Source organism: Micromonospora sp. NPDC049044 (genome assembly GCF_040649215.1).
Lineage (GTDB): Bacteria > Actinomycetota > Actinomycetes > Mycobacteriales > Micromonosporaceae > Micromonospora.
On sequence record NZ_JBEZFA010000026.1, the window covers coordinates 1 to 17,355 of the forward strand.

A 17,355-nucleotide genomic window follows, 5' to 3' on the forward strand; every position below is an offset into this window, starting at 1 on the left:
GAGAAGGGTGTTGATGTCTGTCGTCACAAACGGATCATCAACACCCTTCGCTGCGTCCGCAGCCCCGCCCTGACTTAGGACTTACTCGTCTAGGGCTGGACGTCGTTGGAAAAGCTGATCCGGATCCCCGTGTTGCGGTATCCGGCGCGACGGAAAGCGGCAGCCATGGGCGTGTTGCCCATGTCGGTGGTGGCGGTGATGTGCGACTCCCCGTTGGTGGCGTGCAGGCGGGTGATCTCGGCGAGCACCTCGTCCACGTAGCCACGCCCGCGGAACTCCGGCACCACCCCGAGATAGCCGACGTTCACGTTGTACGAGGTCGCGGAGGGAATCGCCATGCCCACCACCTCGCCCTCGCGCGTGTGGGCGATCCGCCACCACTCCCGCCTACCCGGCGCCCGGAGATAGAAGTCCATCTCCTCGCGCGCTGTCGCGTCCACGCCCTTGGCGGCCAGGTTCGCACGGGTCTGGGCGTCCAGGCTGCCCTCGGCGATTCTCTTGAACACCGCGAGAAACTCCTCGTCGGAGGCCTCGGCGAACCGCAGCCTGCCGGCCGCCGGGGGCACCCCGTCGGCGGGCGCCCACTCGAACTGCAACCGCTCCACCTCCCGAGTGAGGCCCGCCGCGTACGCCGCCGCCCGCCGCCACTCCACGGCCGTCGAGGTGGCCGAGTCGTCGCGCCAGTCACCGGTGACCTTGATCCGGTACTGCACCGGCTCTGGGAACCCGGCCAGCGCGGCCCTGATCAGCTCGGCCGCGACGGCGGCACGGTCGCCCACGGCCGGGTCCACGTCGAGGCAGTCGAGCGCTACCGGATGCGGGCTACCCTTCGGCCCCCACCACAATGCCCGTCCCACGACCTGACCGTCGTGCTCGGCGATCCAGGTCCATTCCGGCCGGTACATGTCCTCGGCCAGATCGGCCAGGTAACGGTCGGCGGGGATCCACCCGACAGGCTCGGCGACGAGCCATCGGGTCACGCGGTCGAGGTCTGCGGAGGCAGCAGCGCGGTAAGTGATCATCCGCAGAGGCTAGCGAGACCAGCACCACGACTGTACGGGTCGACGGGTCGTGCGGCCCTCGTTCTGATCTAGAGCTCGAACGAATGCAGTACGACATCCCTGTGCTGCTCTGGTGGTGGACGACGAGCGGTGAACCGGTTGGCCATCCAGACAGTGGTCGCCAGGGCATCGTCGATGCCCTGGCGACCGATCGTCGCTGTTCGCTCTGGTCAGGAGACGCTGCCGGTGACCGACGTGCCGGACTTCGTCAGGCGGTACGTGATCTGGGTGCCGCTCCAGAAGTGGAACGTGAGCGTGACCGGGCCGTCGTTGACCTCGGCGAAGAACTCCGGCTTCAGGATGATGGTGTTCGTGGCGTAGTCCGGCTGGAAGGTGCTCCAGAACTCCTTGTACGAGGTCCAGTTGGCCGGCCCGGCGGGACTGCCGTCGGCGTACTTAGCCTCCATGGTCGCGAGTTGGTCGCCGCGGAACTGGGTGGGGATGCTGAATGAGGTGGTGGTGCCCGTGGCCGCGGCCTGCGTCGGCGGGTCGTAGGAGATGACGCTGATGGGCCAGGGCACCCCCTGCGAGAAGTGCACTTCGAGGTTGGCGTTGACGCCCGGGGCACGGTTGCCGACCAGCCGGGTCAACGCAGAACTGGTGAGGGTAAGCGTGTCGCCGGCGACAGTGTAGTCGGTGCCGCTGGTCAGCACGGTGCTGCCCTGCCGCAGACTCCGGAACGAGGCCCCGTTGAGGTTCAGGGTGAGGGACTTGCTGGTGATGGTGCCGGTACGGCGTACGTAGATCTGGTCCGACGACGCGGTCGCCGACCGGGTGGTCCAACTCGCCTTCATCAGTGCGTACAGGCCGGGGTCGCGCCACTGGAGGTCGGTGCGGTTGAGGAACGACCCGGCGTCCCAGAGCATGGTGGTGAATTTTCTGGTCCGGGCCTGGTAGCCGACCGCCTCGAAGAACTTGAGCACTTCGCCGCGCTCGATGATTCCGGGCCGGGTGTAGTCGTAGGCGAGCAGGGCCCACTCGCCGACGATCACCGGGATACCCTTGGCGACGAAGGCGGCGTGCACCCGGTCGAAGCTCTGGAGCAGATCCTGCTCGACGTTCGTGTCGTAGCGGATGCCACCGGCGATGTTCGCGCTGAACGGCCAGTACCCGTAGAAGTGGACGGTAGCCGCGATGTTCCTGTCGCCAAGCTGGCTGATCGTGGTCGCCAACGCGTCGAGCTGGGCCTGGTTGGAGTTGGTGTTCAGGGTGGGCAGCACAAGCAGCCGGGTGGCGTTGTTCCCACCGGACTGGCGTAGGAGCCGCACGAACGCGACGTTCAGTTCGCGCAGCACCTCGTCGCTCTGGGCGTCACCGGACGTGCCGGCGAACTGCGGTTCGTTGATGCTCTCGAAGGTGAGCTTCGCCGAGTGACCGCGGAACGTGGCGGCGATCTGGGTCCACAGGGCTGTGTAACGGTTCATGACGTTCGTGCGGTCACCGGGATAGCCGTTGATCCACTGCCAGGAATCGTGATGCAGGTTGACCAGCACGTAGAGGTTCTCCGCGAGCGCCCAGTCGACCACCTGCCGGACACGGCTCAACCAGGCCGCGTCGATCGTGTACGCAGGGGCAGGACCGTGGTGGTTGCTCCAGGTCACCGGGATGCGGATGCTGTTGTAGCCCTGTGCCTTCACCTGGTGTAGCAGCGCCTGGGTCACCAGTGGGTTGCCCCAGGCGGTCTCGTCCGGGATGGCGTCCATGGTGTTGCCCAGGTTCCAGCCGGGCTGCATCGCCGCCACCGTGGCCATGGCGTCGCCGCCGGCCGGCGGCGGATCGGTCGGGGTGGGGGTCAGGGTCGGTGTCGGCGTGGGTGTCGGTGTCTCGGCCACTCGGCCGGTGCAGGTGACCCCGTTGAGGGCGAACGACGTCGGTGCGGTGTTACCGCCGGTCCACGACCCGTTGAAGCCGAAGGCAACCGTCGCGTTGGTGGCGATGGCCGCGTTGTAGCTCACGTTCTTCGCGGTGACCTGGTTGCCGGACGAGGTGACCGTCGCGTTCCACGCCTGGGTGACGCGCTGGCCGGACGGGAACGTCCAGGTCAGGCTCCAGCCGTTGACCGCGTCGCCGAGGTTGGTGACCTTAACGTCGGCGGTGAAGCCGCCCTGCCACTGCGACGGCACGGTGTACGCCACCTGGCAGCCGGCCGCCGCCTGGGCGTTCCCGGCGACCATCAGCCCTGCCAGCACAAGTGTGACCACCGCGCCGACGACGAGGCTGACCCGTCGATATGTCGTTCGAACGTACTGCGGATTCATCAGGAGAACTCCTCGCCGTGGTGGCGCCTGGGGTGAGGTGGGTCTGCACGTGCCGGCGGCCTGCGCCGTCGGCCGGATCGGGAGAAGGAGTCACGTGAGTGGGGCGTGTGGGTGCGGATGCGCGATCCCCACCCACACGCCCGACTGGGCGGTGCAGCCGTCAGAGGGTGAACACGAGTGTGGAGATGCTGCGGGCGCTGACGTTGATGGTGGCCTGCCCGCCATTGACGGTTGTCGGTTGGCTGGCCGCGTTGGCGTTCTGTGAGGTGAGGTAGTGCTCGGCTCGGGTGACGTTCTGCGGTGCCTGGACCACCGCGTTGTTGACCGCGCTGTTCGAGCGGTTCAGGATCACCAGCGTGACCTTGCCGTCACCCTGGTAGGCGGTCACCTCCAGCGGTGAGGCCTTGGAGCTCTTCGTCAGCCCGACCCGCTGGTAGCCGGGGCGGACGTACTTGGCGTACTGCGAGAACGCGTACCCCCGCTTGAGCGGAGCGCCCGCGATGGTGCCGTAGGCCGACTCGCCGTCGCCGATGAAGGAGTAGTAGCGCTTGCCGTACCACCAGATGTAGGCGCTCCAGTTGGCCTCCATCGAGCGGTGCACGGTGCGCATGATGTCGTCGAGCGTCTCGTTCCAGACCGTGACGTTGCTGGGGTTGCCCCAGATGTTGGAGCCGCCACCGTCGGCGGCGTGCAGGTTCCACTCGGTCATCCACACCGGCTTGTTGTACTGCTGGGCCAGGGGGTACGGCGCGAGCCGGCCGGCGGACTCGGTGCCGTACAGGTGGCCGCCGATGTAGCCGATGTTGTTGCGGGCGGTGGCGTCGTTCAGGGTCGGATCGGTGAAGCCGTAGTTGAGGTTGACCGCCTCGGCGACCATCAGCTTGGTGTTCTGCACCTTCGTGCCCTGGTCACGGACGAAGTTGCGTAGCTCGGTGCCGCTCCAGTCCATCGAGTCGTAGTCCGGGTGCCAGTCGGGTTCGTTCTGCACCGACGTGACGTCGATGCTCACCCCCTGTCCCCGCATGTACTGGACGTAGCTGTTCAGATGGTTCGCGTAGTCGTCGTAGTAGTCGGTCTTCAGCTTGCCGCCGTTGACCCGGCTGTTGTTCGTCTTCCACGCCGCCGGCGCGGTCCAGGGCGACGCGAGGATCTTCACGTTCGACCCGGACGCCTTGGCCGTCTTCAACGAGTTCACATGCGTCGCCCACTCACTCGACACCGGCGACAGACCAGTGCGCACGATGGACAGACCCAACTGGTTGGCGCCCAGCCCGACAAGCGTCTGCGTCTCGGCCGTCGACCACGCGCTACCCCAGATCGACTGCGCGGCCCCGAACCCGTCAACTGTCTGATACCTGGTCGCACTGTTCACCGTGATGTCCGCCGGCCCGTTCGGCGGTGGGGTGGTCGGTGGTGGCGTGGTTGGCGGTGGGGTGGTCGGTGGTGGCGTGGTCGGCGCCGGGGTGGTCGGCGCCGGGTCCCCGGTGCAGGCCACCCCGTTGAGCGTGAAGCTTGTCGGAGCGGGGTTGCTGCCGGTCCACGATCCGTTGAAACCAAACGACACAGTGCCGTTGGTGGCGATGACCCCGTTGTAGCTGACGTTCTTGGCGGTGACCGCGGCACCGCTCTGGGTCAACGTCGTGTTCCACGCCTGCGTGACACTCTGCCCCGCGCTGTAGGACCACTCCAACGTCCAACTGCTGACCGGATCACCAAGGTTGGTGACGGCGACGTTGGCACCGAATCCACCCTGCCACTGCGACGACACTCCGTAATCCACCGAACAACCAGCCGCCGCCGCACCGGCCGGCATCGCGGCAACCGCTGTCGATGCCAACAGCACCGCACCGGCCGACACCGCGGCGGCCTTGATGACGCTGGATCTCCTCATAGATCATTCTCCTGAAATTCGGGGGACGAATACTGCCCAAGGCAATGCAATCCAGACTCGCCGGCCTGCCTGTTCGACTGATCGCGGCGAAGTCGAGATCCGCGCCGCGTCACTGCCGGAATTTGCCGCGAAGACCGCGGGAGGCAGGCCTTGCACCAGAGTGAGGTCGGTCGTTCTCCTGCCGGAGGGTCGCGATCGACACGGATTCCACGATGCGGACCGTTCGCCGCCAGGCCACGCCGCCACCGCGGCCAGGTCAGCTGTGCAGGACATCGTTAGCGCTAACAGGTGCTGCCCAGCGCACCTGACACTGACTCACTGTGATGCCCTGTTGGCGGCCGAGCTCCCGACGACACGCCACTTTCGCCCACATCGACTGTGGTGGATAGCATGCCACGCGTCAAGGTACGCCGGCGAGGTTTCGCGAAAGCATTCCAAAGTTGACCGGAGGTTGACGGCAAGCGCTTCCCACCCGGTCGGCACACGAAATGTTGTCGCAAACATTTCTGCGGTATTCGCGGCGGATTTGGTACGGCCCGGACAACCGGTAGAATTCCCGCGTGATCGAGGAAGGTCAACTGCCGCGCGCCCGCAAGCCCTGGCGCGGTGACCTGCCCATCGCCGCGATCGCCGAGCTCGCCGGCGTCTCCGCGCCCACGGTCTCCAAGGTCCTCAACGGCCGAGGCGGTGTGGGCGAGCAGACGCGCAGGCGCGTGGAGGCACTGCTGCGCGACCACGGGTACCGGCGGCGACAGACAAGTAGCGCGACCCTCTGCATCGAGGCGGTCTTCGACCGGATGCTGCCCTCGATCGCCATGGAGATCCTGCGAGGTGTTCAGGAGGTCGCCAGCGCCCGGGACTGCATGGTCGGCTTCACCGATGTGCATCGCCGTCTGCTGGCCGGCCAGCCCTGGGTGGAGCCTCTGCTGCTGCGCCGACCGACAGCCGTCATCACGGCTTTCTCCACGGTCACCGCCGATCACGGTGAGCAGTTCGCGGCCAGCGGCATACCACTGATCGCCATCGACCCGACTGACGACCTGTTCCCCACCCCCGCCGTGGGGTCCAACAACTGGAGCGGCGCTCTGGCCGCCGCTCGACATCTTCTCGATCTGGGGCACCAGCGGATCGGATTGATCACCGGCCCGGTCAACGATTTGTCCGCGCGAGCTCGTCTGGACGGCTTCCGCGCCGCGTTGGACTATGCCGGTGTCGCGTTCGACGCGACGCTCGAACGACGCGGTGTCTTCAGCTTCGACGACGGCCGTGACCTCGGCGCGCAGTTGCTTGCCCGGACCGACCCGCCGACGGCCGTCGTCTGCGGCAACGACCTCCAGGCGATGGGCGTCTACGCCGCGGCCCGCGATGCCGGCCTGCGGATTCCTGACGACCTCAGCGTCGTCGGCTTCGACGACGTCGACCAGGCGGCGTGGCTGGCACCGCCACTGACCACGGTGCGGCAGCCGTTCGGTGAGATAGGCGCGACCGCTGCCCGACTCGCGCTGAGCCTGGCCGACGGCCACCCGCTGACACAGGACCGGTACGAGCTCGGCACCGCGCTCGTCGTGCGTGGCAGCACCGCGCCGCCCGCTTCCCCCTGATCCCCCGCCAGGACTTCGATCCCCGCTCGGGGATGTCGGCGACGTGGTGACCCGAGGGCCAGGCCGCCGCCCGCCGTCACCGGCAGGAGGTCGCCTCGTACGCGAGCGTCTGTGCCACCCGCAGCGTCCTGCCGTCGACCTCGACGGATGCCGTCACGGTGACCACCCCGGCGGCAACGCTGCGCCTGTGCGTCACGAACGGATGCGACCGCTCCCTACCCGGCCGGAGGTTCTTGACTGACGTCGCGCCGAAGTCGGTCCGGACATCCGCATCCATCGCCGCCGACCCCTCGTTGCGCACGGCCACGGTCAGCGTCACCCTGCCTGCGGCGCACCGGGACCGGACCATCGCCGACACACCCACGACGTCGACGTGGAACGAACTGGTCCGCGTCTGACCGGACACCGTGTAGGAGACGGTCACGGTCTGCCTCCCCGGCCGGTCCGGGTCGTACCCCGAAATGGTGTATCCGCCGTGTCCGGCGAGCAGGACCTCACCCTGGACACCGTCGGTGTAGTCGGCCGTGACGACGAGGCCGGTCAGATCCAGGGCCTGACCTCGGGCGTAGCTGGTGCGCGCCGGAGGGATTCGCACCGCGATCGACGACGGATCCGCGCCGCGCAGGGCGGCGTGCTCCGCCTGGGTCAACGCGAAGATGTTGCCGTGGCGGATGACGCCTTGGGCCAGCTCGTAGTTCGGCTTCTGCGCCCAGTCGATGGGCGTCCACCGGCCGGAGGCAAGATCGTCGCCCCAGTACGGGTGCAGCTGCTCCTCCAGGCGGGCTCCCGACGGCGAGCCGAGCCATTTCTGGTCGGCATAGAGGTAGTAGCCCGCCCCGCGTACGTCACCGGGGTTGGCCTTCACCACCATCGGCGCCTCGGCGTAGGTGGTGCCCATCGTGTCGTGGGTGATGCAGCCCCTGACCAGCTGCCATTGCTCAGGCGGCGCGAGCACCGAGGTCGCCCGCTCCTGGTAGATGTCCTCCGAGCCGCACGACGGGACGTAGCTGGTGGTCCCGACGCCGGTGGAGGTGCGGTCGGCGACGAAGCGGTGGTAGGAGCCGTCCTCGCCGTCCTGGATGAGGACGGCGTCCAGCGTCCCGTGTCCGGGCCTGTTGATCATCACCTGCGGCGGTGTGAAGGTCACGAAGTCCCGGGTGGTGGTGTAAAGGGTCTGGTTCCTGCTGAGCGGGTAGCGACCGTTCGGGTCGGTGCGGTCGGGTGTGTAGTACGTCCCGCTCGGATACACCGACGACGTCCAGTACACGACGTAGGCGCCGATCGAGGTGTCCCAGATGGCCTCCGGCGCAAACGTCATGCCCGCCTCCTCGGGGGCCACCAGAACGTGCCGTTGCTCCGACCAGGTTCGCAGGTCGGTGGACTCCCACACCTCGATGTAGCGACTCGCGCCGCTCTGTGCCCAGTCCCAGTTCTGCCACCCGTACGCCCGGCCATCGACATTCAGGTCGGTCGCGACGAGGTAGAACCGGTCCCCCTCCGGCGAGCGGACGACGGATGGGTCCCGCACCGCGTGCATGCCCTTGCTGGACTGGAGGAACACCTGCCCACCCCTGACCGCCGTCCAGCGGGTCGCGTCGTTGCCGACGCTGGTGGCCATGTAGATCTGCTGCCCCGCCTGGCTGTTGGACCTGGCGAAGTTCGTCATGCCGTACCGGGAGAACGGCGCCAGTTCCACGGCGGGTCGCACCGTCAGGACGAAGTCACGACATGCGCGGTCTCCGCCGGCGCTGACGCACGCGGTAAGGGTCACCGACACCGGCGCCGACCCCGCCGGTGGCCGCCGCACCACCCCCGCCGCGATCGGACCGTCGGCTGCGTCGGAGACCACCTCCGGCCTGGACGACCGCCAGCTCACCGCCGCTTTCGGCACCGCCGCCACGGTGGCCGGGAGCGTCACGTTGCCCCGCACGTCCGCGAGGTCGGGGATGGTGATCTGGGCCAGGGCCTGCTCCGCGATCCCCGTCATGGTGGTCCCCCCTGCGCTCGCTGCCCCGCTGCCTCCTGCGACAAGACTTGCCGGCGTGCCGGCGGCGTCCGACCCCCGGGCTGCGGTCAGCCGCGCAGGCTCCACTGTTGGTTGGCGCTGCCGGCGCAGCTTCAGGTGATGGCCGTGGGACCGTCGCTGGTGCCCGTGGCGCGGGGCGCGCGGCGCACGAGCGCGCTCCATAGAGTTTTCGTCCGGTGGCGCCCACCTGGAAACGACGCCGGCCAGGCTTACCCGCAACAGCGGTGAACCTCAATGGAAGACGCTAGACGTGGGCTGTCTACGAGCGCAAGGTTGTTCGCGAAATCGATTCGTTGGCCGCCCGTCTGACCATCGACGACGCACTGCGGGCGGGCCGACTGGGCACTCTCGACACCTCTCTGCTGGTCACCGCACCGATGGCCCAGGGCTATCAAAGGAAACCACGGCTACGTCCGGGTGTGCCCGGGGTGACCGGGTCAGGGCCCGGACCACCGCAGCCCTGAGTACGCGATCGGCTCAGGCTCTGGGGGCGACCCGCACGATGCTCGCTCCGCCCACGGTTGCGCCACCCTGCTGTACGGCAAAGGTCAGGTTGTAATAACCGGGCAGCGCCTCCACCGCGATGGGAATGACGCTCACCGGTCGTTCGCCCGCCGCACCGGATGGCCGCACCGGCTGGGCCTCGAAGGTCACCTCTGCCGAACCGGGCCGAGTCGTGCCCCCTGCGGCGCTCTTCAGTTCGCTGGCATCCCCGTACGGGCCCGTCAGGCGCGCAGTCAGCTCGACCTGCGCCGCCTTCGCGGCGGGGTCCGTCCCCGGCTTGACGATCCAGTGAACCGTCATTGCCTGGCCAGGCTGGTAGACCGTGTTCACGTCCTCGCCATCGCAACACGTGTACGTCGTCGGGGTGCCTGCTGGGGTGGTGGGCCGCCCGGCGCCGCAACCCGATGTGACAAGCGTGGCCAGACAGGCAACGGCCACAAGCCGACACGTCTTCATGAGCATGAGCGTAACGAGCATTGCCCTCGAACGTCCGGACAGACCTGACCCAGCCAGCATCCAGTCGATGGGCCGCCCGCTGAGTAAAGCGCTCACGAGCCTGGACACCGCGCCGTCGAGCAGCCGACAGACAGGAGCCCCAGCCGATCTGCCGCCGCTACCTGTCGCTACACCACGGCAATCGGGTAGCCAATCGTGGCGATGTCGTGCCGCAGTTCGGCATGGGTGAGCTGAGGTTCAGCGCCTGTATCACGGTGTTGGTCACGGCCCGTTGGCCACCACGTGTCCGACTGCCGCCCGGTCCACCTCGATTTCGTAGTAGTCGCTGGCGAACTCGACGAAACGATGAACTGCCCGGCCTCGTCGCAGAAGACGGGTTCCTCGAGCTGCGGACGCAACTCCACAGGCAGGCCGTCCCCGCCGGCTTGCGCACCGCTATGTCGCGCGGCGACCCCCGCACTCCCGACCGCCTATTCCTCACCGCGAGGTATGGAGACGAAGCCGCCTGTCCACAGGTCCTCATCCAACTCGTAGGTATCGATCATGAAGCAGTCCGGCTCGTCGCGAAATCCGGGAAGCAGTCGGGCTGCCTCGACCCGTTCACTCGCCCGATGCTCGGTGGAGTAGACGCCCAGGACCTTGAGGTCGTCCCCGTCTTCCTCGTCCCAAACCAGCTCGCCGTCCTCGCGGTGGACGGTTGGGCTCCCGTCGACGTTCCGGGCGTGCCGGATGTGCCAGAGCACGAAGACGTCCATACACGAGACCGTAGCCCGGCCCCACGGAGCCAGCCCGGCGAGTGCGGCTACCCGGCGGTGATCACTGGCTTCCACTCCCTGACGCCGCAGGCGTGCGGGGGCTACCCATCGGGCGGGTCACCACGCCAGCGCTGATCGCGGCAGGAGAGTGCGGCTGATCGAGTGTGGACCGAAGTGCAGCCCCTGAGGTCAGTAGTGCGCAAGGACCTGCGCCACCGGATGGCCGAGAACCGCGGACACCTCGGCGAGCTCCTGCACATCAAGCTCGTACTTGGCGCGCGTCGGATTCATGGCGCTCACCTCGAAGCGCGCGAAGGCGATCGGCCAGTCGTAGTGAAGAGCGTCAAGCGAAACCGTCGTCCCGCAGCAGGGAACCGTCACGTCCAGCTCGTCGAAGCGCCCGCCGTTCTCGTCGATCAGGTCGAAGAGCCACGTCACATCGATGTCGCTGGCACAGCGCGGACATGTGACACGGGTGAAGTTTTCTCCCGCGTCGATCAACCTGACATGGGCATAGAACTCATATTCGACCTGCTCCACATCGTCGCCGGGTCCCGAGAAGAGCCGGGTGACGTAGGCCGTGGTTGCGGTGGCAGCCCCGGGAGTCGGCTGCCAGTGTGGGTCGGTCGGAACCAGGCGGATGTACCCGTCGCTCATGGCACTCATGATGCCCGCTGAGGTTGATCAACCAGTGGGAGCTACCGACAGCGAGGCGAGCACCCACGTTCGGCGGTGGCGGCGGCCGTTGCCATCCGCTCCTCGGCAGGCCCGCGCGCCCCGAGGCGCACTGATGTGCCACCTGAGACGGCCATCGCGTGATCCTTCGAGACGGCCAAGAGCCACTTACTCTTGGGGCGCTTCAGCCGATGACAGCAGACGATGGCGCAGGCGAGGGTGAGTCAGCCGGGAATCAGTCGGCTTCACGTAGCGCGGCGTAGCGGTCGAGCAAGATCGGTATTCCCGTGCGCACCCACCACGGAACGTGCACGGCGCCGGCAGACATGCCGTGGCCAGGGTCGAACGCGGGGACGTGTATCGCCCCGTCGCTGTCGTGCCACGGTGCAGATTCGCGGCTGGTGAGAGGTTCGCCAACAACCTCCTCGATGGCATCCGTGATGAGCGCCCGTAGGGTGAACCAGCGGTCTGGCAGCGGCGTGTCGGCGAACCGCGCGCGAAGTTCTCGCCACAGGTACGAATCGCCGCGCAGCCCGTACTGCAATGGCTCGCGTTCGAACAGGAACCCGACCGTGTGGGCGCCGACCGGTGGCGGACAGCGACCCCAGAGCGCGGCGCGCGTTTGCTTGTACATGCCTTCGTCGAATGCGACAAGCCGCACCTCGTCGACGCACGTCTCGGCAGCCGCGATGGTCTCGATCGCCGCAGAGATGGCATCGGCGGGCGGCCAGCCGAAGACGCCCGTGCTGATCAGCGGGAATGCGACGCTGCGCGCGGCCAGTTCGTCGGCGACCTCCAGGGCCCGCCGGTAACACGACACCAGCAGCGAGCGGTCGCGCTGTCCGGCCTTGTAGTTCGGGCCGACCGTGTGGATGATCCACCGCGCGGGCAGGTCGCCCGCTGTTGTCCATCCGGCGTCGCCGGTGGCGAGGCCGTCAGGAAACCGAGCGATACAGTCACGCAGGACCGCCGGGCCTCCGATGCGATGGATCGCCCCATCCACACCGCTGCCACCGCGCATAGCCGTGTTCGCCGCGTTGACGATGGCGTCTACAGCCTGCGTCGTGATGTCACCTGGAACGGCGGTGATAACTGGCACGGCATCAGTCTGCCCGGAGGCATCGACAGAGCGGCGACCAGCCCAGCAGAAGCGGCGCTCTCACCGGGCGACTCGATCGGACGAGCCGCGGACCGCGGCCGGTGCGGTGACGATGCTCCGCTGATGTCTCGACTGCCGAAGCTGCATCTCGTCACCTTCCTTGTGGACGAAGAGGAGATGCCCGCCGATGAGGCTCACCGTCGCGAGCCGGCCCCCATCCGCCCAGCGGCGGCAGCCGGACCTCGTCCTCGGTGAGGATGGCCTGGCGCAGGTCTCGCAGCCGCCGGCTCGGCTCCAGGCCGAGTTCTCGGCGCAGCGACGAGCGCAGCCGGTCGAAGGAAGCCAGCGCGTCGGCACCCCGCCCGCTGCCGTAGAGCGCGACCATGAAGGCCGCCTGCAGGCGGTCACGGCCGGGATGAGTCCGGACCAGTGCGGTGAGTTCCGGTACGGCCCGTGCGTGTCGGCCCAGACTCAGCTCGACCTCGAGCCGTTCCTCGATCACCTGCAGTCGCGACTCCTCCAGGCTCATCGCCTCCGGCTCCAGCATGCCGTCGGCGAGACCGGCGATGGCGGGCCCGCGCCACAGGTTCTCGGCGCGCAGGAAGGACCCCACGGCCTCCGCCGCGCGACCCGCGGCGAGCGCCTGCCGAGCCCGGTGGGCCTCGTCGTCGAAGCGGGTCCGATCCAGCGCGCCAGGCTCCACCGTCAGCAGGTAACCACCCGGCCGGCGTACCAGCGAATGCTCGGGCAGGCCGCCGGCGATGAGCTGGCGGCGCAGCGCCGCGGCGCAGTTGCGGATCTGACTCGCCGCGGTGGCCGGCGGACGCAGCGGCCACAGGCAGTCGACCAGTCTGTCGGCCGGGACCACCCGGCCGGCCCGCAGCAGCAGCACGGCCAGGATCCGCTGCTGTCGGCGTCCGCCGAGCGGCAGGGGCGTTCCTTCGACGGACGCTTCCAGCGGGCCGAGGATCCGGAACTCCATGCGATGACCTCCATGCCGACCGCACCCCGCGCACGGCCTGGTCGTCAGGTTGCCCAGGCCGGGTTGGCGTTTCCTTGGCAGCGCCGTACGTCGTGGCAACCAGACGAGGCGTCCCCGACTTCACGGGGCTGACAACACCCATCAGGAGGCACTGTGGAAATCACCAGACGGGCTCGCAGAGGCCTGGCCGCCGCGGCGGTCGCGGGAGCGGCGGCGTCGCTGCTTGTCGCGTCCCCGGCGCTGGCGACAAGCGACTACTGCTCGGTGAGCGGGTTGTCGACCAGCTGCCAGACGTACTACATCCCATCCAACTACGTCGAACACTTCATCGACTACAAGGTCTGCGGTGGCACGATCGGCGCCAGTTTCCGCGTCCGCGACTACCAGAACGGCGTGGTCGTCAAGAGCGGGAACATCGGCCCGGCGAACTGCACCTCGGGCCGGGTGCCCGGCCTCTATTCGAGCTACCGGCTGGAACTGCACGGGACGGCCCTGGGCGCCGACGGCTCGATCGACAACGTGTAGCGCCCGCCTCGGTCCGGAGGGGTCGCGCGCTGCGGCCCCTCCGGTTGCCTCCGTCGGCCCCCATCACCGGCGCATCACCCGGGCACCGGCCCCGCCCCGGCGGGAAGGTCGGCTATCCGGCCGGCACGCCGACCGGACGGCCGTCGTGCCGCTCCAGCAGGGCCCGGACGATGTCCGCCTCGGGAGTGCCGAGCGGATCCAGGATGCCCAGCGCCTGCTGCCAGGCCCCCGAGGAGTCCTCCAGGTGGCCCAGGGTGATCAGCGCGCGGGCGCGTACCAGGGGTGCCCCGATCGCCTCCGCGCGATGTGCCGCATCGCCGGCGAGCCGGGCCGCCTGGACGGGGTCGCCACGCCTCCGGGCAACCTCGCCCAACGCCGCCAGCGCGTCGATCTCGATCACCGCGGCGCCGGACTGTCGGGCCAACGTGACCGCCCGCTCCAGGGATGAGCTGGCCAACAGCGGCGTCCGCTCCGCGACGGATGCGGCGAGGCCGACCAGGGCCTCGGCCTCCGTCGCCAACGTCCGCGCCGACCTGGCCCACTCGGCGGCCCGGGTGTACCGGGCCGCCGCGCGGGTGGGGTCGCCGGTCAGCCGGAGCAGGCACCCCTCGGCGATGTCGATCGACGCCTTGCAGTGCCAGTCGTCGGTACGGTCGGCGAGACGCTGCGCGGCGGCAAGCGCCGATCTCGCCTCCGGTACGTCGCCGCGTAGCGTGTGGATCTGGCCGATCCCCGCCAACGCGTTCGCCTCGATCGACGCCATGTCGACCTCGTGGGCCGTCCGCACCGCTGCGTGAAGATCGTCCAGGGCGGCCGGGTACTCACCCCGGACGATTCGCACGAGGCCGAGGTTGGTGAGGACGACTGCCTCGTTGGGTCGTCCGCCGTCCTCCCGGTGGATGTCGATGGCGGCGGTGAGTCGCTCGACCGCCAGCCGCAGTCGACCCGCCATGCCGTAGATCGTCCCGAGGTTGCTCGACATCACCGCGATGCCGTAACGGTGGCGGATCCGCTCGTTGAGCCGCAACGCGTGCTCGAAGCAGGCCGCTGCCGTCGCCAGTTGCCCGAGGTCGCCGAAGACCGCGCCGAGCGAGCCGGCCGCGGCGGCCTGGCCCTGCGGGTGGCCGGCGCTGCGGAACAGGTGACCCGACCGTCGTTGGTGGGCGATCGCGACCAGCTGGTTGCCCGTGAGGTGGTAAACGTTGCCCAGACTCATGTGTGCCGACGCCCGCAGGGCCGGGTCGCCGTCCCCACCCGACGCGTGCAGCGCCGCCTGCGCCACGAGCAGCCAGTTCAGTGAATTGCGGGTCACCCAGAAGTACGTTCGTAGCTGGTCGGCGAGCAGGGCGGCAGCGGCCCTCGAGGTGCCGTCGGCGCCCGCCCTGATCAGTGCCACCATGTTCGATTCCTCGGCCTCGAGCCAGGCCAGTGCCGCGTCACGGTCCGGGAAGCCGGCGTCACCGGTGGCCAGGCCCGCCGGCAGCTCCAGGCGGACCCGCCCCGGCGCCAACAGGTCACCGGCAGCCTGCGCGCGGACCAGGTACCACGCGAACAGGCGGGCGAGGACGGTCTGCGCCTCCGGCCGGCCGGCCTGCCGCGCACTGTGCTGGCCCGCGTAGCGCCCCAGCAGGTCGTGCAGCGCGACGCGATCGTCGTCGAACTCCAGCAGGTGCGCCGAGAAGAGTCGGGCCAGCGTCCGACGGGCCGCGTCCTGGGTGGTCTGCGCGAGGTGCGCGACCGCGTCGACCGACAGCCTGAGCCCCGGAACGGTGCCGAGAAGGCGGAACATCCGCTGGGCCTCGCCGGGAAGCCGGGTGTAGGAGAGGTCGAACGCCGTCTGCACGGCGACGCTCGGGTCGTCGTCGATCGCCAGGGCGGCGATGCTCCGCTGCCGCAACTGTCGCACGTACGCCGACACCGCGAGGTCAGGCTCGTCGTGCAGCAGCGCCGCCGCGATCCGCAGGGCCAGCGGGAGCCGACCGCAGACCTGGGCGAGGTCCCGGATCGCGTCGCGTTCGGCGGCTCGCGGGTCGGCGCCGAGCAGAACGGTGAGCAACTCGATCGCGTCCGGTTCCGGGAGCAGTCCGATGGTCAGGCGGCGGGCGTCCTGTTGGGCCACGAGCCCGGTCAGGCGGTCCCGGCTGGTGACCACCACCAGGCTGTCCGCGGACCCGGGCAGCAACGGCCGCACCTGCTCGGCGTCGAGGGCGTTGTCCAGCACGATCAGCAGCCGGCGATCGGCGACGACGCTGCGGTAGCGGGCCGCTGCCTCCTCCGGATCGGCCGGAATGTGGGCCGCCGGCACGCCCAGACCCCGCAGCAGCGCGCCGAGCGCCTCCGCCGAGCGCATGGGCCGGCCGGCAGAGTAACCACGCAGGTTGAGGAAGAGCTGCCCATCCGGGAAGCGGTCCCGGACGCTGTGCGCCCACCGGACGGCGGTCGCCGTCTTTCCCACACCCGCCGTGCCGACGACCGCGGAGAGGATCAGGACCTGCGGCCCTGCCGCGTCGGCAAGCAGGCGGTCGAGCTGACGCGACTCGGCGTCGCGGCCGACGAAGTGCCCCGGCGGCCGTGGTAGCTGCGCCGGCCCGCCGGGAGATGTCGGCGCGGTGTCCGGGGGTGCGGTGGCGCGCGACAGCGTCCGGTAGGTCGCCTGGATCTGCTTACCGGGAGCGACACCGAGGTCGGTGGCGAGCCGATCGGTGAGGGTGGCGTAGGCCGCGGTGGCCTCGGTGCGACGACCCATCCCGCTCAGGGCCAGCATCAGCAGCTCGACCGGGCGCTCGCGGGTCGGCGCCTCACTGATCAGCTCGTGCAGCGGTGCCAACATCTCCCGGTGCTGGCCGGCGTCGAGGCGCGCGTCCAGCAGCTCTTCCCGCGCGGTCAGTCGCGCCTCGTCGAGCTCCGGGAAGAGCCGGCTCCGCTGGGCGTCGTCGAAGACGTCGGCCAGGGCGGCGCCCCGCCACAGGCCGAGCGCGGTGCTGAGCATCGCGATGCGCTGACCGGCGTCGGTGACGCCCCTGCTCTTGGCCACCAGGGCGGTGAACCGGTGCACGTCGACCCGCTCCGCCCGGATCTCCAGTGCGTAGCTGTTGGGTCGGGCGAGCAACGCGGGCTCCACCGACCGGCCCAGCTCCAGCGTGGACCGCAGGTGCGAGATCATGGCCTGTAGGCCCCCTCGGGCCTGGGCCGGAGGCCGATCTTCCCAGAGCAGGTCGATGAGTCGCTCCGCGGAGTGGAACTGGCCCGGTCGCATCGCGAGGATGGCGAGCAGTCGTCGCTCCTGACGGCGGCGCACGGGCACTACCCGTCCGTCGATGACAGCCTCGACTGGGCCAAGCAGGCGCAGCTCCACAGCCGCATGCTAACAAGGCAAACCAGCACCGACCGAGCGTCGAACGTCTATGGACAACGCACCTGGCGGCCAGCTTTCCGGTGGCGCTCGACATGACCTCGCGGCCGCAGATCCCCCGGGTCGACACCCGGCTGGCAGGATGACGGATCTCAGGGCCCCCGCGTCAC

The 17,355-nt window shown here is 69.1% G+C and carries 12 protein-coding genes; 2 read left to right on the top strand and 10 right to left on the bottom strand.

Annotation, left to right across the window (positions count from 1 at the left end):
- Positions 1 to 89: 89 nt before the first annotated feature.
- The 3 genes from AB0B85_RS21265 to AB0B85_RS21275 form a co-directional block, all read right to left on the bottom strand.
- Positions 90 to 1,022: a GNAT family N-acetyltransferase gene (locus AB0B85_RS21265; protein WP_357409828.1), complete on the bottom strand. Its 933-nt coding sequence runs from the start codon at positions 1,020 to 1,022 to the stop codon at positions 90 to 92.
- 209 nt (positions 1,023 to 1,231) lie between these two features.
- Positions 1,232 to 3,319 (bottom strand): cellulase family glycosylhydrolase, encoded by a 2,088-nt coding sequence (locus AB0B85_RS21270; protein ID WP_357409830.1) that lies wholly within the window; start codon positions 3,317 to 3,319, stop codon positions 1,232 to 1,234.
- Between the two features lie 160 nt (positions 3,320 to 3,479).
- A complete protein-coding gene (locus AB0B85_RS21275) occupies positions 3,480 to 5,210 on the bottom strand; it encodes a cellulose binding domain-containing protein (protein WP_357409832.1) in 1,731 nt (576 codons plus the stop codon).
- Positions 5,211 to 5,770: 560 nt separating this feature from the next.
- Here AB0B85_RS21275 and AB0B85_RS21280 point away from each other — a divergent pair.
- On the top strand, positions 5,771 to 6,811 hold the full coding sequence (locus tag AB0B85_RS21280) for a LacI family DNA-binding transcriptional regulator (RefSeq protein ID WP_357409834.1): 1,041 nt from the start codon (positions 5,771 to 5,773) through the stop codon (positions 6,809 to 6,811).
- Positions 6,812 to 6,887: 76 nt separating this feature from the next.
- Here AB0B85_RS21280 and AB0B85_RS21285 read toward each other — a convergent pair whose 3' ends face one another.
- The 6 genes from AB0B85_RS21285 to AB0B85_RS21310 form a co-directional block, all read right to left on the bottom strand.
- Positions 6,888 to 8,798 carry an immunoglobulin-like domain-containing protein gene (locus tag AB0B85_RS21285; protein WP_357409836.1) on the bottom strand — a complete coding sequence of 637 codons (1,911 nt, stop codon included), beginning with the start codon at positions 8,796 to 8,798 and terminating at the stop codon, positions 6,888 to 6,890.
- A 516-nt stretch (positions 8,799 to 9,314) separates the two neighbouring features.
- On the bottom strand, positions 9,315 to 9,671 hold the full coding sequence (locus tag AB0B85_RS21290) for a hypothetical protein (RefSeq protein ID WP_357409838.1): 357 nt from the start codon (positions 9,669 to 9,671) through the stop codon (positions 9,315 to 9,317).
- Positions 9,672 to 10,267: 596 nt separating this feature from the next.
- Positions 10,268 to 10,552, bottom strand: coding sequence for a hypothetical protein (locus AB0B85_RS21295; protein WP_357409840.1), 285 nt, complete (start codon positions 10,550 to 10,552; stop codon positions 10,268 to 10,270).
- 189 nt (positions 10,553 to 10,741) lie between these two features.
- Positions 10,742 to 11,209: a hypothetical protein gene (locus AB0B85_RS21300; protein ID WP_357409842.1), complete on the bottom strand. Its 468-nt coding sequence runs from the start codon at positions 11,207 to 11,209 to the stop codon at positions 10,742 to 10,744.
- Positions 11,210 to 11,462: 253 nt separating this feature from the next.
- Entirely contained in the window at positions 11,463 to 12,326 is an 864-nt protein-coding gene (locus AB0B85_RS21305; RefSeq protein WP_357409844.1) for an O-acetyl-ADP-ribose deacetylase, read from the bottom strand.
- A gap of 151 nt (positions 12,327 to 12,477) precedes the next feature.
- Positions 12,478 to 13,308, bottom strand: coding sequence for an AfsR/SARP family transcriptional regulator (locus AB0B85_RS21310; protein WP_357409846.1), 831 nt, complete (start codon positions 13,306 to 13,308; stop codon positions 12,478 to 12,480).
- 153 nt (positions 13,309 to 13,461) lie between these two features.
- Here AB0B85_RS21310 and AB0B85_RS21315 point away from each other — a divergent pair, with 153 nt between their 5' ends.
- A complete protein-coding gene (locus AB0B85_RS21315; protein WP_357409848.1) occupies positions 13,462 to 13,833 on the top strand; it encodes a hypothetical protein in 372 nt (123 codons plus the stop codon).
- 112 nt (positions 13,834 to 13,945) lie between these two features.
- Here the strand turns inward: AB0B85_RS21315 and AB0B85_RS21320 are convergent, their stop codons facing one another.
- Complete coding sequence (locus AB0B85_RS21320; RefSeq protein ID WP_357409850.1) at positions 13,946 to 17,188, bottom strand: BTAD domain-containing putative transcriptional regulator; 3,243 nt, start codon at positions 17,186 to 17,188, stop codon at positions 13,946 to 13,948.
- Positions 17,189 to 17,355 lie beyond the last annotated feature (167 nt).

Coding starts and splice junctions, on each gene's coding strand:
- AB0B85_RS21275 (WP_357409832.1), bottom strand. CDS start 5,210: ATGAGGAGATCCAGCGTCATCAAGGCCGCCGCGGTGTCGGCCGGTGCG.
- AB0B85_RS21285 (WP_357409836.1), bottom strand. CDS start 8,798: ATGACGGGGATCGCGGAGCAGGCCCTGGCCCAGATCACCATCCCCGAC.
- AB0B85_RS21310 (WP_357409846.1), bottom strand. CDS start 13,308: ATGGAGTTCCGGATCCTCGGCCCGCTGGAAGCGTCCGTCGAAGGAACG.
- AB0B85_RS21295 (WP_357409840.1), bottom strand. CDS start 10,552: ATGGACGTCTTCGTGCTCTGGCACATCCGGCACGCCCGGAACGTCGAC.
- AB0B85_RS21270 (WP_357409830.1), bottom strand. CDS start 3,319: ATGAATCCGCAGTACGTTCGAACGACATATCGACGGGTCAGCCTCGTC.
- AB0B85_RS21265 (WP_357409828.1), bottom strand. CDS start 1,022: ATGATCACTTACCGCGCTGCTGCCTCCGCAGACCTCGACCGCGTGACC.
- AB0B85_RS21300 (WP_357409842.1), bottom strand. CDS start 11,209: ATGAGCGACGGGTACATCCGCCTGGTTCCGACCGACCCACACTGGCAG.